At 67.4% G+C, this 22,205-nt stretch carries 18 protein-coding genes; 9 read left to right on the top strand and 9 right to left on the bottom strand.

The window, feature by feature from the left end; all coding sequences use genetic code 11:
- Positions 1–105: 105 nt before the first annotated feature.
- Positions 106–837: a DUF7873 family protein gene (locus DBO33_RS31495; protein ID WP_107660758.1), complete on the top strand. Its 732-nt coding sequence runs from the start codon at positions 106–108 to the stop codon at positions 835–837.
- Between the two features lie 431 nt (positions 838–1,268).
- Here the strand turns inward: DBO33_RS31495 and DBO33_RS31500 are convergent, their stop codons facing one another.
- From DBO33_RS31500 to DBO33_RS31515, 5 genes are all read right to left on the bottom strand, one after another.
- Positions 1,269–2,213: a DMT family transporter gene (locus tag DBO33_RS31500; RefSeq protein ID WP_107658288.1), complete on the bottom strand. Its 945-nt coding sequence runs from the start codon at positions 2,211–2,213 to the stop codon at positions 1,269–1,271.
- On the bottom strand, positions 2,186–3,235 hold the full coding sequence (locus DBO33_RS31505) for an iron-containing redox enzyme family protein (RefSeq protein ID WP_159080628.1): 1,050 nt from the start codon (positions 3,233–3,235) through the stop codon (positions 2,186–2,188). Before DBO33_RS31505 ends, DBO33_RS31500 begins: the two co-directional genes overlap by 28 nt.
- The gene (locus DBO33_RS43165) at positions 3,222–4,271 is read right to left on the bottom strand and encodes a hypothetical protein (RefSeq protein WP_159080629.1); all 1,050 of its coding nucleotides are present in this window, start codon (positions 4,269–4,271) and stop codon (positions 3,222–3,224) included. Before DBO33_RS43165 ends, DBO33_RS31505 begins: the two co-directional genes overlap by 14 nt.
- A 559-nt stretch (positions 4,272–4,830) precedes the next feature.
- Positions 4,831–5,508 (bottom strand): NADPH-dependent F420 reductase, encoded by a 678-nt coding sequence (locus DBO33_RS31510; RefSeq protein WP_107658290.1) that lies wholly within the window; start codon positions 5,506–5,508, stop codon positions 4,831–4,833.
- Between the two features lie 148 nt (positions 5,509–5,656).
- Positions 5,657–7,249, bottom strand: coding sequence for a PucR family transcriptional regulator ligand-binding domain-containing protein (locus tag DBO33_RS31515; protein WP_107658291.1), 1,593 nt, complete (start codon positions 7,247–7,249; stop codon positions 5,657–5,659).
- Positions 7,250–7,385: 136 nt separating this feature from the next.
- Here DBO33_RS31515 and DBO33_RS31520 point away from each other — a divergent pair, with 136 nt between their 5' ends.
- From DBO33_RS31520 to DBO33_RS31530, 3 genes are all read left to right on the top strand, one after another.
- Positions 7,386–8,876, top strand: a complete 1,491-nt coding sequence (locus tag DBO33_RS31520) for a CoA-acylating methylmalonate-semialdehyde dehydrogenase (protein WP_107658292.1) — start codon at positions 7,386–7,388, stop codon at positions 8,874–8,876.
- A 48-nt stretch (positions 8,877–8,924) separates the two neighbouring features.
- Positions 8,925–10,292: an aspartate aminotransferase family protein gene (locus DBO33_RS31525; RefSeq protein WP_107658293.1), complete on the top strand. Its 1,368-nt coding sequence runs from the start codon at positions 8,925–8,927 to the stop codon at positions 10,290–10,292.
- A gap of 84 nt (positions 10,293–10,376) precedes the next feature.
- Positions 10,377–10,790, top strand: a complete 414-nt coding sequence (locus DBO33_RS31530) for a PPOX class F420-dependent oxidoreductase (protein ID WP_107658294.1) — start codon at positions 10,377–10,379, stop codon at positions 10,788–10,790.
- A gap of 85 nt (positions 10,791–10,875) precedes the next feature.
- On the opposite strand, the gene DBO33_RS31535 is transcribed toward DBO33_RS31530, so the two are convergent.
- On the bottom strand, positions 10,876–12,324 hold the full coding sequence (locus DBO33_RS31535; RefSeq protein WP_107660759.1) for an MFS transporter: 1,449 nt from the start codon (positions 12,322–12,324) through the stop codon (positions 10,876–10,878).
- Between the two features lie 60 nt (positions 12,325–12,384).
- Positions 12,385–13,590, bottom strand: a complete 1,206-nt coding sequence (gene cobA, locus DBO33_RS31540) for a uroporphyrinogen-III C-methyltransferase (RefSeq protein ID WP_107660760.1) — start codon at positions 13,588–13,590, stop codon at positions 12,385–12,387.
- Positions 13,591–13,803: 213 nt separating this feature from the next.
- Here cobA and DBO33_RS31545 point away from each other — a divergent pair, with 213 nt between their 5' ends.
- Together DBO33_RS31545 and DBO33_RS31550 are read left to right on the top strand one after the other, a co-directional pair.
- A complete protein-coding gene (locus tag DBO33_RS31545) occupies positions 13,804–14,775 on the top strand; it encodes a poly(ethylene terephthalate) hydrolase family protein (RefSeq protein ID WP_159080630.1) in 972 nt (323 codons plus the stop codon).
- 85 nt (positions 14,776–14,860) lie between these two features.
- Complete coding sequence (locus tag DBO33_RS31550) at positions 14,861–16,246, top strand: purine-cytosine permease family protein (RefSeq protein ID WP_107658296.1); 1,386 nt, start codon at positions 14,861–14,863, stop codon at positions 16,244–16,246.
- Positions 16,247–16,271: 25 nt separating this feature from the next.
- Here the strand turns inward: DBO33_RS31550 and DBO33_RS31555 are convergent, their stop codons facing one another.
- Positions 16,272–17,798 carry a PucR family transcriptional regulator gene (locus DBO33_RS31555; protein WP_107658297.1) on the bottom strand — a complete coding sequence of 509 codons (1,527 nt, stop codon included), beginning with the start codon at positions 17,796–17,798 and terminating at the stop codon, positions 16,272–16,274.
- 111 nt (positions 17,799–17,909) lie between these two features.
- Between DBO33_RS31555 and DBO33_RS31560 the strand changes: the two genes are divergently transcribed.
- On the top strand, positions 17,910–18,356 hold the full coding sequence (locus tag DBO33_RS31560) for a nucleoside deaminase (protein ID WP_107660761.1): 447 nt from the start codon (positions 17,910–17,912) through the stop codon (positions 18,354–18,356).
- A 41-nt stretch (positions 18,357–18,397) separates the two neighbouring features.
- Positions 18,398–19,357, top strand: a complete 960-nt coding sequence (locus tag DBO33_RS31565) for an isopenicillin N synthase family dioxygenase (RefSeq protein WP_107658298.1) — start codon at positions 18,398–18,400, stop codon at positions 19,355–19,357.
- 12 nt (positions 19,358–19,369) lie between these two features.
- On the opposite strand, the gene DBO33_RS31570 is transcribed toward DBO33_RS31565, so the two are convergent.
- The gene (locus DBO33_RS31570; protein ID WP_199856816.1) at positions 19,370–20,665 is read right to left on the bottom strand and encodes a DoxX family protein; all 1,296 of its coding nucleotides are present in this window, start codon (positions 20,663–20,665) and stop codon (positions 19,370–19,372) included.
- Positions 20,666–21,074: 409 nt separating this feature from the next.
- On the opposite strand from DBO33_RS31570, the gene DBO33_RS31575 reads away from it, so the two are divergent.
- Complete coding sequence (locus DBO33_RS31575; RefSeq protein WP_107658299.1) at positions 21,075–22,205, top strand: phosphotransferase family protein; 1,131 nt, start codon at positions 21,075–21,077, stop codon at positions 22,203–22,205.

Here is a 22,205-nt window from a genome sequence, read left to right on the forward strand (position 1 = left end):
TCCGTACCGTGGCACAGGAGCTCGGGGTTTCCGAAACGGGAGGATTCGGTTACCCCGGGCCGAATGTCGGTGCACCGCGCGGGATTGCGCGGCGGGGAGGTAGAGATGACGAAGCTGAATCAGATCATTGCGGTCGAGAAGGGCATCAAGAGCGGCGCGCTGCGCGAGCTGGCCGAGGCGCACGGGTCACTGCAGAAGGCACCGCTGCTGGCCGGCATCGCGCGCACCTATCAGCCGAAAGACGAAGAGGGCGAGCAGATCCCGTCCGAGTCTACCCGGGTGCAGGTGAAGTCCGAGGAGGTGCTGCGCCAGACCGCGGCCACCCTGACCCGCCTGTTCGACGTCACCGCGACCAAGGACTGGGCGAACACCGAGGCCAAGGCCGATGTGACGGTCGAGGGTGAGGTGCTGCTGCGCGACGTGCCGGTCTCCTACCTGCTCTTCCTGGAGAAGCAGCTGGCCGAGCTGCACACCTTCGTGCGCAAGCTGCCGGTGCTCGACGCCGCCGAGGTGTGGTCGTTCGACGACTCCTCCGACACCTGGCGCACCGACCCGGTGCGCACCATGCGCACCAAGAAGGTGCCGCGTAACCACGTGAAGGCCGAGGCGACCGAGAAGCACCCGGCCCAGGTGGAGGTGTACTACGAGGACATCACCGTCGGCTACTGGACGATGGTGCGCTTCTCCGGCGCCCTCCCGGCCCGCCGGGTCAACGAACTGGCCGTGCGGGTCGAAAAGCTCCAGCGGGCAGTGCAGTTCGCCCGCGAGGCGGCCAACGGGACCGAGGTCACCGATCGCAAGACCGGTGACGCGATCTTCGGCTACCTCTTCCGCTGAACCCGCTCGGGGCCGCTGCGGCCCCGAGCCCACAGACTCCCCCGCCGCGTGCGGGGGAAGCGCAAGGAGCGCAAACTCAATCTGAAGCTAAAGCTGAATTACACGGCGTCAGTGGGGGTTCGAGTCCCCTCCCGGGCATCCAGGTCCGGGTAGCCCAACTGGTAGAGGCAACCGTGCTCAATCTCAGACTCTCGCTCCAGCACGAGTATTCGCTGCCGAACACCGCGAGACGAGGAAAGGACACGTACGCGACGAGGTGCCGGTTCAACTCCGGCCTTCCGCGCCCATGCGGAGGTGGTCCAACCGTAGGACACGTCGTGAATCTCAGTCTCATCCGATCCCAATACCGCGGTGTGCGAATTTGGGCGGCATTGAATGGAACCCGGGAGCAGGCTACGCTCCCGGGTTCCCCAATATCCGGCATCTGCTCCTCACCCGGCCGGCCGGCGTTTCGCCAGCTCGACCACGTTGTCCGGCGCTACCTCGGGTACCGGCACGTCGAGCGACTCCCGTCGATCGATGGCGTACTGCAACGCCAGCGCGCCGAATACCACTGCCGCGCCCAGGATCTGGTGCAGGTAGAGCACGTCACCGCGCACCCCGATGCCGAGCGCCACCGCCACCAGCGGCATCAGATAGAAGGCCAGCCCGGCCTGCAACGGCCCCACCGCGCCGATCAACCAGTAGTTGAGCAGAAACGCCACCGCCGTCCCGACACCCATCGCGATCAGCGAACCAACCACCGCGGCACTGGGATTCATCGGCTCCACCAACTGCGGCGCGGTGACCACCAGCATCAGCACACCCGCGACGATCGCCTGACTCGCCGCCAGCGCAACCTTCGAGTAGCCGAGCGTACTGATCAGATGCTTCGCGTACGCATAGGCGATGGCGTAACAGAGGGCACCGCCCAGGCACGCGAGCTGCCCGGTCAACGACGAGCGCGACTCCTCGCCCCACGGCGCCATCAGCACGATGATCCCACCGAACCCCAGCACCGAGGCGACCACCTCGCCGCGACTCCCCTGCTGCCGCAACAGGAGCCAAACCACCGGCAGGGACGCCAAGGGTGTCACGCTGTTGTAGATGCCCGCCATGCTGACCGACACGTTCTGCTGACCCCACGCGAACAGCATCCACGGCAGCGCCTGCCCCAGAATCCCCATCAACAGCAGCCGCGCCCAGATACTCCAGCCGCGCGGCAGGTGCCGCCGCATCGCCACACACACCCCGAGCAGGATGGCCCCACCCAGCCACAGTCGTGCCGCCACGATCTGTGCCGGGTTCGAGCCACCCAACGCCACATCGACCAACAGGAAGTTGGAACCCCAGATAGCCGCCAGTGCGATCAGTGCAAGGCGGCTAGCGGCGAGCACGTCATCGCCCTTCCCGTCGCCACTGGATAGTTGTCGGTGAATATCCGCAGCCCGCCGTCGGCGTACCAGGTCATGATCTGACTATCCAGCCGGGCGCGCAGCTCGATGATGTCGACGACCGCCTTGGCGCATTCGTTGAGTTCCTCGTTGCCGACGAAGGAGAATTCGGCGAGCAGATCGAGGGTGACGGCCTCGTGCTCCTCGTCCTCGTTCACGCCGGAGTGCGCGGCGATCGGCTTGGAGAATTCCTCCGACAGATCGTGTTCCCGGCAACGCGCGAGGAACAGTTCGAGGAAGTCCGGTTCCGGCTCCTCCATCGGGAACAGCGTGCTGATGATGCCGAGCGGGAACTGGTAGGCGTGCACGCCCATGGTCGCCATGATGGCCATGGTCGCGGGCAGCGGCTGCATCCGCAGCAGCTGATCGCGGGTGATGCCCACCGCTTTCAACGACCGTTCCAGCATGCGGTCGTGGTTGCGTTCGGCTTGATAGAAGGCCATGAACTGTTGCCAGACCTCGATGCCGATATCGTCGCGCGCCAGCAGCGGGGCGAGCGCGCGCGGGCACAAATGCGTGACATGCCAGTATTCGATGGCATAGCCGATGATCTGTTCTCTGGACAGCTTCCCGGAAACCAGCGCGTCGCTGAACGGGCTGTTGATGGTTGCCCGTGCCGCATCGGCCGCCCGCTTCAGATGCGCGTAAGCACCGACACCGGTGGTGCCGGTGGACGGATCGACCACGTCGGAGTCGGCCAGCATGCCCTGTTCGTCGAGCGCTTCGAGGACCGCGTCGAACTCTTCCCGGCTGCCGGGGAATTCGGCGGCCAGATCGTCGGCCGACCGGGCGCCGGACGCCAAGGCCAGGAAGAACTTTCGCGATTCGTCGGCGCGACCTTCCAGATATTCGAGCTCGATCCAATGCTTGTCGTCCAGGTAGGACAGACGGATGCCATCGGCGGTCTCGGTGCGCTCGACCTCGCGGCGCAAGGTCGGCCGCCGCAGCATTTCATGACCGGCCATTTTCGACTCCTGCGGTGGTAGTGACGGGTGACGAGCCGATCGTGCGCACCAGCGGCCGACCGGGATCGCCGTAATATTCGAGAATTCCGTTGAAGAACTCGGCATAGGACTCGACGAACAGGTGCGCCTTGCCGATCAGGCGGGCTTCGGTGCCGACCGGAAGGGGCGGCAGCGCCGCGAAGAACTCCCGGCTCACACTGCCGTGATCGTGGCCGGCGTTCACCTTCGCGTGCTGACGCAGCGGTTCCACGAAGTGCGTGGCGATGCCCGCGGCGGCAGCGGCGCGCAGGAACGAGTCGTAATACGCCCCTTCGCTTTCGGCCTTCTCCAGGCGTCCTTCCAGGATGCCGATGGTGGCGATGAAGAACAGCGGATCGGTGCGCGCCCACCAGGACAGCAATTTGATCAAGGCCGAGGTGGTGGACAACGGCCGCGCCGACACCAGGTCCTGGCGACTGATCCCCAAGCCCTCGAAGGCGCGCACCACGATGTCGTCGTGGCGGTGCCCCTCGTGATAGAAGTCGTTGGCCATGGGGCGGATCGCGTCACTGCTCGGATAGGACAGGATCGCGGAGTCGAATTCGCTTTCCCGCGAGAGGAAATACCAGTTCTCCAGGCCGAAGCCGTAATACACATTCGGCTCGACCTGCTCGGGGTGCTCGAGTATCGCGCGCCAGAACGGGCCGTCGAAGATCAGTTCTTCGAGCAGTTTGTTCACCACGTGTTCGACACTGCTGAGCACCGCCATCGGCGATTCGGCCTCGGGTATCGAACGGTCGGCGAGCAGGCCCGCGATCTGCGCGGGTAGCAGGATCGTCGTGAGCTTGTCCGGCGCGACGCCGGTCTTCGCCGAGATCTCCGACAGCGAAGCGGTGCCGTCGGTCGAGCGCAATACCGCGCCGAGCTGCTCGGCGGTGATATCGTCTTCCGGCTCGACCTCGAATGTCACCTCCCCACTGCGCAATTCGAGAGTGTTGGCAGAGGTGTCCGACACCTCTGCCAAGAGCTGGGGCTTGCCCGGGATTGTTCGAGTCACCGCGCCGTCGACCTTTCGTGCCAGGAATTAAAGGGTCGGGTGGGGCGCCCCGTTCGGGCCGCCCCATCCTTACTCTGCTGCGAACTCAGAGGTGAACCGCGGTCAGAGCAACAACCTTCGAAGTGCGACGAATTTTCATGACCAAACCTCCCCTCGGGAATCCTGCGCCCGGTGCCAACCGCTGGGTGGGCTGACGCCGAGCGGTTGCTGAATTGTCCGATGATCGGACGAGCCAAGAATAACAGGACCGGTCCGATTCAGAGGTCAATTCTATTGGCACACTTGATATTTAGCGTTTAACCCCCTTTCTGGGGGGATGACAACTTGCAAAGTGTCAGTTACGTCAGTTCACCGCCGCCGCGACCCCGAGGAGTGTGCAAACGGCATAGCAGAAGACACCGAGGTAATTGAGCGATCACTTACTTCATGGCGGTGAGTTCCCGTGCGCCGCAACATATCCAAAAGAAGACACGACATCGAATAGCAAGGAGACCTACCGACCGAACCCGGAAGTGCGATGCACTCCCGGGTTCGAGGTAATCGGTTCAGTTACCTGACGTCAATGCTGAGCGGCGGCCAGCAGCGCGCGAATCTTCGCGGCATCGGCGGGCGCGGCGGCCTTCTCCCAGAACGGAACTCCCGTCGCGTACGCGTCGGTGTAAGCCGGGGTATTCGGCTGGAAGCGCCAGCTCTCACTCAACGGGCCGGCATCGACGGTGTCGTAGCCGAGCACGTCGAGCAGTTGGGCCGCAGCGGCTTTCGCGTCCACATCGTCGCCCGCGATCGGCAGCGCCGTGCGGTCCGGCGAGCCGACGGGACGAGCCAGCGCCGCGAGGTGCAGGAAGTAGATGTTGTTGAACGCCTTGACGACCTTCGAGGTCGGCAGCTGCTTCTGCAACAGCTCGCTCGTCGTCATGGCCCCGTCCGCCAGCTCGGGCAAGGTGCCGTCCCGGTCCGGGTAGTAATTGCCGGCGTCGATCACGACCTTGCCCGCCAACGGCGCCACCGGTATCTGCTGGTAATTGCGCAGTGGCACGGCCACCACCACGATGTCCCCCGCCGCGCCCGCCTCCTCGGCGGTCGCCGCCCGCGCCCGTGGGCCGAGTTCCGCAACGAGCTCGGCCAGGGTCTGCGGACCGCGCGAGTTGCTGAGTACTACGTCCAACCCCGCGGCGATCGCGAGCCGCGCCACCGTACTACCGATGTTCCCGCTGCCGATCAATCCAAGGGTGGTCATAGCGCCTGGAACACCGCCTAGACCTGCGATGTTCCCGCCGCATGCCGTTTACGGCGGCGGAGCGTGAGCGACGTCACGCGCAGCGCGGACTGCCGGGAACGCGCCTCGCCGTGAACCTGGTGGTGCGCACATCACCTCTTGGTTCCGCTCAAGGCACGTCGGCGTTGGCGGTGAGGTCGCGGATAAGCAGCGCGGCGTGCAGCGACGTGCGCGACTCCCCGTCCTCGAGATCGACGGCGAGGATCCGCTCGATCCGGGCCAGCCGGTCGTACAGGGTCGGCCTGCTGATATTGAGCCTGCGCGCGAGCTCGGTCTTGTTGCCCGCCAGGTCGAGGAACTGACGCAGCGTGCGGGTCAGGTCGGCGGTGTGCCGAATGTCGTAGCGCAGCAACGCACTAAGCTCCGTTTCGGCGAAACGCTGGACGCCGGGTTCGTTGCGGATCAGCGAGAGCAGGCCACGCAGCCGTACATCGCCGCTGCGGTAGAACGGCCGCGAAGTCTCCAGCGAGAGCGCCACTTCCGCGACGTGGGCGGCGTGCGGCAGCTCGTGCGCGGTGTCGAGCAGCGAATCCGATTCCGCGCCAACGCCGATCACCACGCGCTCGACGCCGTCGACCCGGCGCACCTCGCCGATGATCGCGGTGCAGGCGGCGGTCAGGCTGTCGTCGAGCGCGCCGGTGCGCGGCAGCGCCAGAATCATGCCGACCCGGTCCCCCTGGTCGGCGGCGGCTAGTGCGGTCAGCTTCGCCAACCCGAGGCCGTGGGTGACCGCGTCCAGGATGCCCGCGGCCCGGCGTTGCCTGGCCACCGGATCGGTCTCCGCGACGGCGGCGATGTCGATGGCCAGCGGCACATAGGCCGCGCGCCGGGCCAGGCCCAGCGCGGCGGCTCGGGCCACCGCGTCCCGCTCGTCGAGCACCCGGCCGTTGACCATGTCGTCGATGAGGCCGGTCTGCGCCTGCCGGTGCAGGCCGAAGCGGTCCTTCTCGATCATCCGGTGCAGGGTGAGCGTCTGCGCGGCCCGCTCCAGCACCATCCTGGCGCGGGCGGTCGGCACGTCGCCGGACGGCAGGATCAGCCGTCCCCAGCGCTGGGTGTGCGGGCCGACGGCCACCGCGTCCCAGCCCTCGGGCAGCAGCCGCGAGGTGGTCTCCCAGTTGTCCAGCAGCGCCGAGGTGGACGCGTGCCTGGCGGTGAGGGTGAGCACCCGGTGCGCCAGGTCCTCCAGCACCACCGACGAATCGAGCATCTCCGCAGCGGTTTTCACGATCTCGGCGAGCGAGGCGCGGCGCACGCTGAGGTCGGTGAAGGTCTCGTGCACGGTGCGCGCGAACTCGAGCTCGGCGTACTGTTCGGCCACGATGACCCGGTGCACCGCCTCGGTGATCTCGACGAACCGGGTGACCTTGTGCAGCACGATCAACGGCAGGCCCAGCGCGTCGGCGGTCGCGGCGACGACCGGCGCGAGTTCGGGCACGTAGCCGCCCAGCTCGATGACCAGTCCCGCCACCCCGGCGGCGGCCAGCGCGGTCAGGTAACCGACCGTCGCGATGTCGCCGTGCCGCATGGCCTGCCCGGTGGTGAGGATCAGTTCCCCGCCGACGAGCAGCTGCGCCACGTCGGCCACATCGCTCACGTGCACCCAGCGCACCGGCCGGTCCAGCGATCCACCGGCCACGACCTGGGGATCCCCGGCACGCACGGCCGGCATCGCCAGCACGTCGGCCACGGAGGGAAGCACCGACGAATCGTAATACGAAATCGGAAATCACGTACAGATCGTCGGGGCACCGAGGATCGTTGATGCCGCAGAGTAGTACCCAGGAGGCGTCCACCCGCCGACGCACCGCGACGCTCACGGATCGAATCGAGGAGAAATGCAGACAATCGCGCACTGGCTCGACGGCAAAGCTTTCGCAGGCACCAGCGAGGCGACCGCGCCGGTGACCAATCCGGCGACCGGGGTGGTGACCGGACAGGTCGCGCTCGCGAATGTCGCGGACACCCGCGCTGCGATCGACTCCGCAGCGGACGCCTTCCCGGCCTGGCGGGACACCTCGCTGGCCCGGCGCACCCAGATACTGTTCCGGTTCCGTGAGCTGTTGAACGAGCGCAAGGAAGAGCTGGCGCAGCTGATCACCGCCGAGCACGGCAAGGTGCTCGCCGACGCCATGGGCGAGGTGAGCCGCGGCCTGGAGGTCGTCGAATTCGCCTGCGGCGTCCCGCATCTGCTGAAGGGCGGCTACACCGAAAACGCGTCAACGAAGGTGGACATCTTCTCCATCCGGCAGCCGTTGGGTCCGGTGGCCGTCATCTCGCCGTTCAACTTCCCGGCGATGGTGCCGATGTGGTTCTTCCCGCTGGCCATCGCGGCGGGCAACACCGTGGTGCTCAAGCCGAGCGAGAAGGATCCGTCGGCGTCGCTGTGGCTGGCCCGGCTGTGGGACGAAGCGGGTTTGCCCGCAGGCGTTTTCAATGTGGTGCAGGGCGACAAGGTCGCGGTCGACGAGCTGCTGGACAACCCCGCTATCAAGGCCGTGTCGTTCGTCGGCTCCACGCCGATCGCGCAGTACGTCTACCAGCGCGGCACGGCGGCGGGTAAGCGCGTGCAGGCACTGGGCGGCGCGAAGAACCACATGGTGGTGCTGCCGGATGCCGATCTAGACCTGGCCGCCGACGCCGCGGTGAACGCCGGATTCGGTTCCGCCGGTGAGCGATGCATGGCGATCAGCGTGGTCGTCGCGGTGGCCGGCGCGGGCGACGAGCTGGTCGGCAAGATCACCGAGCGGGCCACCACCATCAAGACCGGCGACGGCACCCGCGACGCCGACATGGGCCCGCTGGTCACCCGCGCGCACCGCGATCGGGTCGCCGAGTACATCGCGGCGGGCGAATCCGCCGGTGCCACCGTCGTTCTCGACGGCCGCGGGATCGACGCCGACGGCGAGTCGGACGGGTTCTGGCTCGGCCCGACGATCCTCGATCACGTCGGCACCGACATGAGCGTCTACACCGACGAGATCTTCGGCCCCGTCCTCTCGGTGGTGCGGGTGGACACCTATGACGACGCGCTCGCGCTGATCAACGCCAACCCCTACGGCAACGGCACCGCCATCTTCACCAACGACGGCGGCGCGGCCCGGCGCTTCCACAACGAGGTGGAGGTGGGCATGGTCGGCATCAACGTGCCGATCCCGGTTCCCATGTCCTACTACAGCTTCGGCGGCTGGAAGAACTCGCTGTTCGGTGACTCGCACGCGCACGGCGCCGACGGCGTGCACTTCTTCACCCGCGGCAAGGCGGTCACCACGCGCTGGCTCGATCCGAGCCACGGCGGGCTGAATCTCGGGTTCCCTGAGAACAAATAGCTGCCTACCCCCTTGCCGACAACACCAGCGACGCAGGAGAACTCGCCGATGACCCTCCCGAACGGATTGACACCGGAGACCGCCCGTGCGGCGGCCGAACGCGCCTACGAGCTCGATCGCCGCCATGTCTTCCACTCCTGGTCCGCCCAGGCGCACCTCGACCCGATGACGATCAGTGCCGCCCAGGGCTGCTATGTCTGGGACGGCGAGGGTAACCGGCTGCTCGACTTCTCTTCCCAGATGGTGAACACCAATATCGGCCATCAACACCCGAAAGTCGTTGCGGCGGTGCAGCAGCAGGCGGCCAAACTGTGCACCGTCGCACCGCCGCACGTCAACGACGCACGCTCGGAGGCGGCCAGGCTGATCGCCGAGCGGACCCCCGGCGAGCTGAACAAGATCTTCTTCACCAACGGCGGGGCCGAGGCCATCGAGCACGCGGTGCGGTTGGCCAGGCTGCACACCGGTCGCTACAAGGTGCTGACGCGCTACCGCTCATACCACGGTGGCACCGAGACCGCGATCAACCTGACCGGTGACCCGCGCCGCTGGCCCAATGATCACGGGAACAGCGGAGTGGTGCACTTTTTCGGTCCGTTCCTGTATCGCACGCAGTTCCACGCCACGAACGAGACCGAGGAAGCCGAACGCGCGCTGGCGCATCTCGAACAGACCATTGTGTTCGAAGGCCCGAGCACCATCGCCGCCATCGTGCTCGAATCCATCCCTGGCACAGCGGGAATCATGATTCCGCCGCCCGGGTATATGGCCGGGGTCCGGGCACTGTGCGACAAGTACGGCATCCTCTTCATCGCCGACGAGGTGATGTCAGGGTTCGGCCGCACCGGAAAGTGGTTCGCCATCGAGCATTTCGAAGGCGTCGTCCCCGACCTGCTGACCTTCGCCAAAGGCGTGAACTCCGGGTACGTGCCGCTCGGCGGGGTGGCGATCAGCCCGGCCGTCGCCGCGACCTTCGACGACCGGCCGTATCCCGGCGGGCTCACGTACTCGGGTCATCCACTGGCCACCGCCGCCGCGGTCGCCACGATCAACGCGATGGCCGACGAACACCTCATCGAGAACGCCGCCGAGATCGGCGACCGAGTGCTCCGCCCCGGCCTGCGTGAGCTCGCCGCGCACCACCCGAGCATCGGCGAGGTGCGCGGCACCGGGGTGTTCTGGGCGCTGGAACTCGTCCGCGACCGGGCCACCCGCGAACCGCTCGCGCCCTACGGCGGAACCAGTCCGGCGATGACCGAGGTCGTCGCCGCGGCCCGGGCCGCCGGCCTGCTGATGTTCGTCAACTTCAACCGGCTGCACGTGGTGCCGCCGTGCATCGTCGGCGAGGCCGAAGCCAAGGAGGGCCTGGCCATCCTCGACCGCGTGCTGACCGTGGCCGACCAGCACACTTCCTGACGCCAACGGCCGGGGCCCGCGATGGCGGGTCCCGGATCTCGCCGGGCCGGAATGTCTTTGGCGCACCGAGCGTTCCAGTTGTGCGTGACCGATACGGCTGAGCTTTCCCAAGATCTGAAGAAGCATCTGGACGAGTCGAAGGTGTTCGCGACCGTGGCGACGGTCAACCCGAACGGGGAACCGCACCTGACCGTCATCTGGCTGAAGCGCGACGGCGACGACCTGCTGTTCTCCACCACCACCGATCGCCAGCAGGGCAAGAACCTGGCGCGCGACCCGCGAGTCACCGTCATGATCAACCCGCCGGAGAGCCCGTACACCTACGCGGAAGTGCGCGGCACCGCGACGCTCACCCCGGACCCGGACAAGACGCTGCCGGACGAGCTGTCACTGAAGTACACCGGTCAGAAGTACCTGGACTTCAATCCCGCCTCGGTCAACGACGGCCCGCGCGTGATCGTCCGGGTGACGCCGCGCAAAGTCGCGGGTCGCCTCTGACATCTGGCGGCGGCGCTACAGCACTGCCCGTCACCGGCCTGGCAGGCACTCGCCTATGGTCGGCTCCGTCGAGCGCCCGGCAGGCTCACGCCTGCTGGGCCTCTTCCTGCGCGTGCTGCGCCTGCGCGAGCTGCTGCGGCGTGAACCGCAGCGTCAGCGCGATGAGCCCGGCCACGAACGCGACGATCGCGCACACGAACAGCACCAGCGTGTAACCGCTGCCCAGCGCCGCGACCTCGGTCGCGTTCATGTCGGTCACCTTGCCGGTACGGCCGCCCAGCGACAGCGTGCGCGAGGCCGCGATCGGGCTGAGCAGCCCGATCGCCACCGGCGTCGCCAGGTTCATGAACATCTGCCCGACCGCGGACAGCGGCCCGATGTTCTCGGCGGACACCCCGACCAGCACACACAGCGGCGCGAGCACCATCGCCATGCCGACGCCGAAGCCGATCACGATCAGCAGCGGCAGCAGCGTGGTCAGGTACTGCACGTCCCCGTCGAGCGTCGCGCCGAACAGCAGTCCGATCCCGAGCACCGTCGCCGCCCCGGCCAGCAGCCAGCGTGGCGCGACGAACATCGCGGCCTTGGAGGCCAGCGCGCCGCCGATGCCGATACCGATGGTGAACGGAATGGCCGCGACACCTGCTTGCAGCGGGCTGTAACCGATCACGTTCTGCAGGAATTGCGCGACGAAGAAGGTCATCGCGCCGAGCACGCCACCCGCCAGGAAGATCAGCAGGAAGGTCGCCACCCGATCGCGGCTGTCGAACAGCGACCATGGCAGCAGAGGATCGGCGATCCGGCGTTCCATGAGTACGAACACCACGAGCAGCACCGCGCCGCCGACCAGCGCGCCGATGATGGCCGGATGGTCCCAGCCCATCTCGGGCCCCTCGGTCGCGCCGAACACGATGGCGGCGCAGGCGAGCGTGCCGAGCACCGCGCCGCGCACATCCAGCGGCGAGCGGTGATGGGCGGTGTCGGCGAGCTTGTACACCGCGCCGAGAATGATGAGGGCACCGATCGGCACGTTGATCAGGAAGATCCAGCGCCACGACACCTGGGTCAGCGCACCGCCGACGACCAGGCCACCCACCGAGCCGATGCCGACCATCGAGCCGACGATCGCGATCGCCTGGTTACGCGCCTTGCCCGGCGCGAAAGTTGTTGCCACCAGGGCGAATGCGGTCGGCGCCGCGATCGCCGCGCCCGCACCCTGGATCGCCCGGGCGGCCAGCAGCATGCCCTCGTTCTGCGCCAATCCGCACAGCAGCGAGGCGAAGGTGAAGAGCGCGACGCCGATGATCAGCATCCGTTTGCGCCCGAACGCGTCGCCGAGCCGGCCGCCGAGCAGCATCAGACCGGCGAAGGTGAGGCCGTAGGAGGTGACCGTCCACGCGCTGCCCGCGCTGGACAGGCCCATCTCCTCCTGCAGCCGGGGCAGCGCGAAGATCACCACGGTGCCGTCGAGCACCACCATGAGCTGCAGCCCGCTCAGCACGAGAATGGCGAGTCCGAAGGCCCGCTGCGTCATCGGATACTGCGTTTTCGCAGCGGGATTCTGGAGCACAGTGAGCCACTGTAATTGATGGGTCTATCGGCTTCCGGTCGCGTCGTCCGCCGAAAATCCCGCCGTGGGGCCGATCACCACGATCGCGGGCGGGCGGATGCCTTCCTCGCGCACCCGGGCGGCGACGGTGCCGAGGTCCGCGCGCAGCACGCGCTGGTTGCGCATCGTGCCCTCCTGGATGACGGTCGCCGGGGTGGTCACCGGGCGGCCGCCCTCGATCAGCACCGTCGCGAACTGCTCGATGCGTTCGACAGCCATCATCAGCACGATGGTGCCGCGCAGCCGGGCCAGGGCCGGCCAGTCGACCAGCGAGTCCGGGTGGTCCGGGGCGACATGGCCGCTGACCACCACGAATTCGTGGGTGACCCCGCGATGTGTCACCGGGATACCGGCGGCCGCGGGGACCGAGATCGGGCTGGTGATGCCGGGGACGACGGTCACCGGGATGCCCGCGTCGACGCAGGCCTCGAGTTCTTCGAAGCCGCGGCCGAAGACGTACGGGTCGCCGCCCTTGAGCCGGACCACGAACTTGCCCGCCTTGGCGCCCTCGATCAGCGCGGCATTGATCGCATCCTGGGCCATCGCGCGGCCGTAGGGGATCTTGGCCGCGTCGATCACCTCGACGTCGGGGCCGAGTTCGGCCAGCAGTTCCGGCGGGGCCAGCCGGTCGGCGACCACCAGGTTCGCGCGGCCGAGCAGCCGGCGCCCGCGCACCGTGATCAGGTCCGGATCGCCCGGTCCGCCGCCGACCAGCGCGACGCCGGGCGTGATCGGTGTCGAATCGTCGGTCACCACACCGGATTGCAGCGCCTCGAGCAACGCGTTGCGCACCGCGGCCGAGCGCCGATGCTGGCCGCCGGCCAGCACGCCGAGGGTCATGCCGTCGTAGCGGGCAGTGGCTGGGGTGACCGCGGTGCCGAGGCGCGCATTGTCGGCGCGCACACAGAAGATCCGTCGCCGAGTGGCCTCCTCGACGACGGCGGCGTTGGTCGCGGGCTCGTCGGTGCAGGCGATCGCGTACCAGGCGCCGTCCAGGTCGCCGTCGGCGTAGGGCCGCAGCGTGACGGTGAGTTGCCCGGAGGTCGCCATACCCTCGACCGCCGGGGTGACCTCGCGGCTGATCACGTGCACGTCCGCGCCGGAGGCGATCAGCAGGCCGAGCCTGCGCTGGGCCACCGAGCCGCCACCGACCACGACGACGCGGCGGCCGTCGAGATCGAGCCCGACCAGGTAGTTCGGATCGCCCTCATTGGGCGAGGCGGTCTCGGATACCGCCTGGTCGGCGGTGTGGTCTGACGTGTTCGGCACAGTTTTCGAGCCTACGGCCTGTGTGCGAGGTGACGGCAATCGACTCGGTCACCGCCGATAACGGGCTGTGGAAGCAGCGGGAATTGGCCGAAACCGGGTCGGCCGCGCGCGATGATCATTCCTATACTCGGCCGCATGAACCGCTGGAGTCGGGCAGTGCACGTGGTGGTGGCGTCGATGGCTCTGGCTTGGCTGCCTGCCGCGGCCGGTGTGGCGCACGCCGAACCGGCACCCTATGTGCCGGCGCAGGGAATCGAGTCGAAGTACTTCCAGCCGGGTCCCGCCGCGGTGACCGAGCGGATCGGGTTCGGTTGTTGCGACACCACCGGGGCGAAGTTCGATGTGTGGTATCCGACCGATCTGGGACAGGGTCGGCATCCGATTGTCTTGTGGGGCAACGGGACCAAGGCGGTGCCGAGCCAATACACCTATCTGCTGCGGCATCTGGCGTCGTGGGGCTTCGTCGTGATCGCCACCGAGAACCAGAACACCGGGTCCGGGGTGGACATTCGGAAGTCGTTGGACTTCCTGCTGGCGCAGGCCGACGATCCGGCGAGTGTGTTCTTCGGAAAGCTGGATACGACGGCCGTTGGCGCGATGGGACATTCGCAAGGCGCCTCGGGAGTGCTGAATGCCCTGCGTGATTCGGGCGGGGCGATCAAGACCGCGGTGCCGATGGAGATTCCGGCGCAGCACTTCTGTTCCACATCGGAAACCTGTGCCGACACCCGTTCGCTGACAACGGGCTCGGTGTTCTTGGTCAACGGGTCATCCGACGCTCTCGTCTCCCCCTCCCATCAGCTCGTGCCGTGGCAGGTCGAGGGCTTGCAGTCGAATCAGGCGTACTACGAGGCGACTCCGGCGAACTTGCCGAAGGTGTGGGGCACGCTGATCGGCCCGAATCACAACGACGTGCAGGGGCAGCCGGACTGTGCTTCCGCCTCGGACCCGTGCACGAACGGGGTGTACGGCTACCTCGGCTATCCGACGGCCTGGCTGATGGCGCAGCTGCGCGGCGATGCCGCCGCCCGCGAGGCCTTCCGCACCGGCAGCGGTGAGTTCTTCGCGCCATCGCCGAATTGGCGGCATCAGGTCGGCACCAGCTGAGGCGGGCGAACTGTCCGCCCTGCGGTGCCGACAGACGTACGGATCGTCGGTTGCCGACCCGGCCCGCACCGACGAGTGTTCAGGCATGGCTTTGACCGATGACCCGCCGCTGGCCTCCGGGTACGCCGACCGCGTCATCGCGGTGGAGCCCGGCGGCAACGAGTACATCCCCGACGACGCCAGGCACGGCAAGCCGCGGCAGCTGTTCTGGACCTGGATGTCGCCGAATCTGGAGTTCGCCACCATCTTCATCGGCGTGCTGTCGGTCACCGCGTTCGGGATGAACTTCTGGCAGGCGACGCTCGGTCTCGCGGTGGGCGTCGGGCTCGGTGCGGCGGCGCATTTCGTGCTGTCCGGCCGTGGGCCCGCGCACGGCGTGCCGCAGATGGTGCTGGGGCGCTTGGCCTTCGGATATCGAGGCAACGCGCTGCCTGCGGCGTTCATGTCCATCATGTGCGGCGTCGGCTGGTTCGCCACCAACAGCGTGAGCGGCGCGTGGGCGTTGAGCACGCTGACCGGCATGCCGAAGCTCACGGCGCTGATCCTGATCGTGGTGGCGCAGACCGGATTCGCCGTGTTCGGGCACAACCTGGTGCACGCGTTCGAGCGGTTCGTATTCCCGATTCTCGCGGTGGTGTTCGTCGTGGTCACCGTCGCGATCTTCAGCAAGGCCGAGCTCGGCGGGGGTGCGTCGTCCGGCGGGGTCGGCGGAATCGGCGGTTTCCTGCTGACGGTCGGTACCGCGTTCGGTTATGCGGGTGGTTGGAATCCGTACGCGGCGGACTACTCGCGGTACCTGCCCAAGACCGTTTCGCGGGTCGCCACGGGCGGATACGCGGCGGCCGGATTGTTCGTCTCGTGTCTGTGGCTGTCGACGCTCGGGGCAGCCTCGGCGACCATTGTCGGTGCGGCGCAGGGCAGTCCGACGGATGTGTTCACCGCGAATCTGCCTGACGTGCTGGCAAAGTTGACGCTGCTCGCCATCGCGCTCGGCGCCGTCGCGGCGAATGCGCTGAATGTGTATTCGGGCGCAATGGCATTTGTGACGATCGGCATCGAACTGCCGGTCCGTACGCAGCGAGCCGTGGTCTCGATCTGTTTCGGTGCCATCGGATTCCTGGTCGCGTGGTGGGCGCTGCCCGATGCCGCCGCCAGTTATGAGGCGTTCTTGCTGATCGTCGCGTACTGGATCGGGCCGTGGCTGGGCGTGATGTTCGTCGATCAGTACCTGCGTCGTGGACGCAGGATCGATGACCTGCTCTACAACCGCGCATACACCAATTGGCCTGGCGTAGCGGCATTTCTGTTCGGTCTGGTGCTGTCGGTGCTGTTGTTCTCGCACCAGGCGAAGTTCACCGGCTATCTCGTCCGGCAAGTCCCCGAGCTGGGTGACATCACTTTCTTCGTCGGCTTCCTTGTCTCCGCCACCGCCTACTTCCTGCTGGCCCAGCGGCGCACCACTCCCGCCTGAGCGACCCGCTGTTTGTCCGCGGGCATCAAGAAAGGCGGTGGGCGCAGAGGGCGAGCAGGAGGGTGCCGGTGAGGGCAGGGGCGGCCGGGTCGTAGCCGAGGAGGTCGCGGATGCGGTCCAGGCGCTGGTAGAGGGATTGGCGGCCGATGTGCAGGGCGGTGGCGCAGCGGGTCGGGCTGCCGCCGTGGCGCAGATAGACCTCCAGGGTGCGCGCCAGATTGCTGTGATGCGTTGTGTCCCAGGCGATCAGCGGGGCGATCGTGGTGGCGATCAGGCGGCTTCGTTCCGCCGCGGGCAGAGATTCGACGACGAGCTCGGTAGCCAGTTCGCGGCAGGTGGAGATGGGACTGCCCGCCAGCCAGTCACGGCGATGACGGGTCGCCAAGCGCAGCGCGGACCGGGCGGCGTCCAACGATCCGGTGAGTGCGGCGGAGGTGAAATCACAGGGATCACCGACCACCAGCGTCACACCCTCGACGGCGTTCGTAGCGAAAGCATTGCGCAGCAACCGAACCGCTTCGCCGACCGGGTCGGCGGTCGCCGGGTCCATGGCGAACACCCCGTAGCTGGTGGCATGCACCTCGGCCACCAGCCCGGGTCTGCCGAGTTCCTTTGCCGCGGTGTCGATCAGACGCGTTGCGATGCGGGTCTCGGGTGCGTCGGCCGCTACTGGAACAAGCGTGCGCCCTGCCAGCGCGGGCACTCCCGCCGCCGCGGCTCGTACCTTCAGATCAGCTTGACGAATCGTCTTACCGTCCAGCAGATCCGCGAGCAATGTCGCGGCCGCGAGCTGCGGACGCCCGGTCGGGGTGCCCGAATTCACCAGTGCCAGGCCAAGGCTCGGCGCGGACTGGTCGAGAACGGTTGCGAGGGTGGCACTGTCGAGAACCGAGCCGGGTCCCGCGGTGAGCGTTCCCCAAGTGTTCTCCCTCGCCCGGATGGACGCGGTGGCCGTCGCGGATTCGACTGCCGCCCAAGCCGATCGGTCGTCATCCACGCCGTGCGCGGCGATCAACGCGCCGTTGCCGCTCGTCACGATCAGCGCACAACCGGTGACCTCGCCGATCCGGCCGAGCAACTGCGCGAGGCCGTTGCCCGCCGCCAACTCGCCGACCAGGTCCCGGCCCAGCTCGTTGAGCAGCCGCAACGACCGCACCTCCCGCGACACGATCTCGGTATTCGCAGTGCGGCACAGATCGATGAACGGCACCACGGCGCGCAGCGCGATCAACGGCAGGCTGTGCCGCGAGGCCTCCGCCACCATGTCCTGCGGAATGGCGTCGAAGGTCCGGCCGAGCTCGACGGCCACCCCGGCGACCCCGCGCCCGGCGATCTCACCCAGGTAGTGTCGCCGCGTTCCCGCGTCCACCCCGGCCAGCCCGAGCCCGGTGGTGAGCAGGAGCTCGCCCCCGGACAGCAACGGGCTGATCTCGTAGATCTCGCTCGAATGCACCCAGCGCACCGTCCGCCCGAGGGCCCGGTGACCTGCCAAGACGAGCGGTTCGGCAGCCGCGAACTGGTCATCGAGCAATTCGCGCACGGTGGGCAACATACGGTCATCCTGTCATCCATGGCCACGACCTGTGCGGACGATCTGTACGTTGCGGTCGGTGGCCTTCCCTTGGAGGCTGGACCCATGACGCAGGCGACACCGGCACGACAACTGCTAGAGGTGGCATACGACGAGGCGCAGCGCGGGCTCGCCGAGGGCGGCATCCCGATCGGCGCGGCACTGTTCGCGGCCGACGGCACGCTGCTCGGCCGCGGCCACAATCGCCGCGTCCAGTCCGGCGATCCGAGCATCCACGCCGAGACCGACGCCTTCCGTGCCGCGGGCCGCCGCCGCGACTACGGTTCGACAATCATGGTGACCACCCTGTCGCCGTGCTGGTATTGCAGCGGACTCGTCCGCCAGTTCGGCATCGGCGCGGTCATCATCGGCGAATCCCAGACCTTCCACGGCGGCCACGACTGGCTGGCCGAGCACGGCGTCGCGGTGACCGTGCTGGAGGACGAGCGGTGCGTCCAGATGATGACCGACTTCATCGTCGACCATCCGGCCCTCTGGCACGAAGACATCGGTGTCGCAACGGAAGTCGAGACACAGTGAGCATCGGGCGCACGGCGGCACTCCAGCAGAAGTGAGATGACATGAACGCGATCGCATCGATCGACCTGTCCCGATGGCGTGCCGGTGGTCCGGCGGCGGCCGAGATCGAGCACGAGGTGGACGAGGGTCTGCGGCGCGCCGGTTTTCTGCTGGTCTACGGCCACGGCGTGCCCGAGGGGCTGGCCGGTGACGTGCGCGCCGCCGCACGGCGCTTCTTCGCGCTGCCTGCGGCGGTGAAGGAGAAGTACGCCGTCACCGTCGGCGGGCGCGGCTGGATCGGTCCGGGCAAGGAGGCCAACGGTTATGCCGAGGGCACCCGGACACCGCCGGATCTGAAGGAGACCTTCGCCGTGGGGGCCGACACCGCGACCGGCGACCGGGCCGTCGACGACGTCTGGTTCCTGCCCAATGTCTGGCCGGACGAAGTGCGCGAGCTGCGCGAATTGGTGACCTCGTACACCGCTGCCGTGCGCACGCTCTCCGACGAACTGCTCGCCCTGTTCGCCGCGGCACTTCACCTGCCCGCCAATCCTTTTCAGAACCTGACCGGCCGCCCCACCTGGACCTGCAACATCAATCACTACCCACCGTTGACCGCGGTCGGCGCACCCGAACCCGGTCAGTTCCGGATCGGCCCGCACACCGACTTCGGCACCGTCACCGTGCTGGACCGGGAGCCGGGCGCGGGCGGGCTCCAGGTGTACACCGAGGCGGAAGGCTGGGCCGACGCGCCATACGACCCCGCCGCGCTGACGGTGAACATCGGTGACCTGCTTGCCTATTGGAGCGGTCAGCGCTGGCCGTCCGGACGGCATCGGGTGCTGCCGCCGCAGGCCTCAGCACCCGAGGAGGACCTGGTGTCGCTGATCTACTTCTACGAACTCGACCATGACGCCGTCGTCACCCCGCTGACGCCGCCGATCGGGCGGGTCGGCGGCTTGCCACCCGTCATCTCGGCGGAGTTCCTGCGCGTCCGCCTCGACGCCATCACCATCGGCTGAGCTGTGCCCCGGTCAGAAGGCGGGATAGTCCTGGACCCATTTGAACCCGGTGCTGCGCAACGGGAATGACTGGAGGTCGACCTGTTCCAGCCTCAACGTCACCTGGTGGCCGTCGAGCTGGCCATCCAGTCGCAGCCGGTCCGGCGCCTCCTGGGTGAAGGTGAAGGAGGCGATCTGGGTCGGCGCGGCCTCCGCCATCACGCCCGGATTCGCACCGGGCGACGCCGAGAGGGTGAGGGTGTGCGCTGCGGTGTCCACCGCGCCGACGACGGGGACCAAGCTGTCGTCCATCTTCTGATACGCCATTCCGGTGACGTCGACAACCAGTCGCCGCCAACGGTTCTGGTCCGTTGTCAGCGGCGGGACGACTTGCCCGTCCCTGCTGAATTCCGACACCGTCCAGATCCCGTACAGCTCGGGTTTCGGGGTACCGCCGCCACCTTCGTTCCAGAACCGCAGACCCTCCTGGATACCGCCGGCCAATACCCACAGGCCGAGTACCGCCTGTAGACCGACCGCGAACCACCGCATGCGTCGCGAGCGGAACGGCTCCGGTTGCCGAGCCGGCTCCGTCCACCGCTGCAACACAAGGACATTCGCCAATCGACGCGCCTGTGGCGCCAGCAAGACCAGCGAGATCAGCAAGAGGTGACCCGACAGGATCTTCACCGGCACGTCGAAGCTCATGTTCAGGATGAACACCTGAAGCATGCTCACCAGGCTCACCAGCGCCCCCAAGGTCGCGGTTCTCGGCACGAAGAGCAACAGCCCGCCGAGCACCTCCGCGGCGCCGAGCAGAATCTCGTACGGTTGGGAACTGCCGACCTGGAACCAGAGCACCGACATCGGCGTGAAATCGCCGTACCGGGAGATCAGCGCCGTCAGCGGCGGCTCCGCCATCTGGGTCGGAATCACCTTTGCCATTCCGTACCACAGCATCTGCCCGCCGAGGCACAACCGCATGGCGAGCAGGAACCAGGCGTTGAGCCGGTGGTAGTTCGGACGGCGTCGGTCCAGCACACTCCACACCACGGCGGCGACGAGGGCGACGACCAGGACGCAGAACAGGAAGACCCAGATGATGGCCTGGTCGCCACTGCCCGAATCCAGGTGCAGCTCGACGTCGGCACCGAATACGTGGCGGCCGACCCACTCCCAGATCGGGCTCAAGGGATAGAGAAATCCGAGGATCGCCAGTTCGGGAAGCTTGTCTTTGAGGACCCCGGTGTATACCCACAGGAATTGCGGAAACATCAGGCAGAACAGGCTGAAATAGGCGAAGCAGAACCGGAATGCGGTGCGGGTCACCGGATTCCATCTCGAATCCGGGTCCTGCGCTTCCGTCGCTTCCCTCGCATTCGCCCGATCGACCGGCTCCACACCGACAGCACTCACAACGAACCCCTCACTCCGAACGCTCTGCGTCAGCGAACGGTATCGAGGTGCGCAGGGCTCGAGCATCCAGGAAATCCCTGGTCTTCCCCTCGGCAATAAGTCGTACGTGCCAGCCACACCAAGCCGGTCGGGCCGGCCCGACCACGTGCCGATCCTCGCATGTCAAGGCCCGGTTCCAGCCAGTGAGCGGGTTCGGTGGCCTCGCTCGTTTCCGCCCCACCGGCCGACTGGAACGCGTTACTGTCGCGTATCGCGGCGGACCGCCGCCGAGGTGGGCTGTGCCGAAGGCACGCCCGCGTGTCATGGCGTCAGGAGGACAACGATGGCCGAAGATCCGGATCCCGCTGAGCGGCAGCAGCTGACCGTGAGCGAGCGTGATCTCGACGTGCTCGCCGAGGACCTGGCGCGCTGGCTGGATTCGAAGGTCTCCGCCGATCACCCGCCGAAGGTCGCGAATCTGTCGCGGCCGCAGTCCGGCGGAATGTCCAGCACCACCATTCTTTTCGATGCGGAATGGAGCGTGGACGGACGGCACGAGAGCGGTTCGTTCGTCGCCAGGATGGCGCCGGAGAGCGGTTCGTTCCCGGTGTTCGAGACCTATGATCTGGCCACCCAGTACCACGTGATGGCCGGCGTCGCCGAAAACACCGACGTGCCGGTACCTGCGTTGTGCTGGCTGGAGGAAGACGAGACACCGCTCGGCACACCGTTTTTCGTGATGAAGCGGGTCGACGGCCGCGTGCCGACCGACAATCCGCCGTACGTGTTCGTCGGCTGGCTCTTCGACGCGACCCCCGAGGAGCGGGCGCAGCTCACCGCGAACACCGTCGCGGTGATCGCGAAGGTGCACGCCATCGCAGATCCGGCCCAGCGATTCCCGGCCCTGCGCGGGGCGGGCCAGTCGCTGCGCAGGCATGTCGAGGCCCAGAAGGCTTGGTACCGATGGGCTTTGGCCGATGACGGCTTCGAGATTCCGTTGCTCGAACGAGCCTTCGCGTGGCTCGACGAGCACTGGCCCGCCGACCCGGGGCCCGACGTCCTCAGCTGGGGTGACGCCCGGCCCGGCAACATCATCTACCGGGGCTTCGAGCCCGCGGCGGTGTTGGACTGGGAGATGGCCGCATTGGGCCCCCGCGAACTGGATGTCGCCTGGGTGATCTTCATCCACCGGTTCTTCCAGGACATCGCCACCCGATTCGATCAGCCGGGCCTGCCGGACTTCCTGCGCCGGGCCGACGTCGTCGCGAAATATGAAGAACTGACCGGACATACGGTGCGCGACCTGGACTGGTACCTCGTCTACGCCGCACTGCGGCACGGCATCGTGATGGCCAGGGTCAAGCGCAGGATGATCCATTTCGGCGAGGACACCGACACCCCGGACCGGGATGACTACGTGATGCACCGAGCAAGCCTGGAACGGCTGCTCGACGGAACCTACGAGTGGGATTGA

It is taken from the genome of Nocardia suismassiliense, assembly GCF_900269665.1.
In the GTDB taxonomy this organism is placed as follows: domain Bacteria; phylum Actinomycetota; class Actinomycetes; order Mycobacteriales; family Mycobacteriaceae; genus Nocardia; species Nocardia suismassiliense.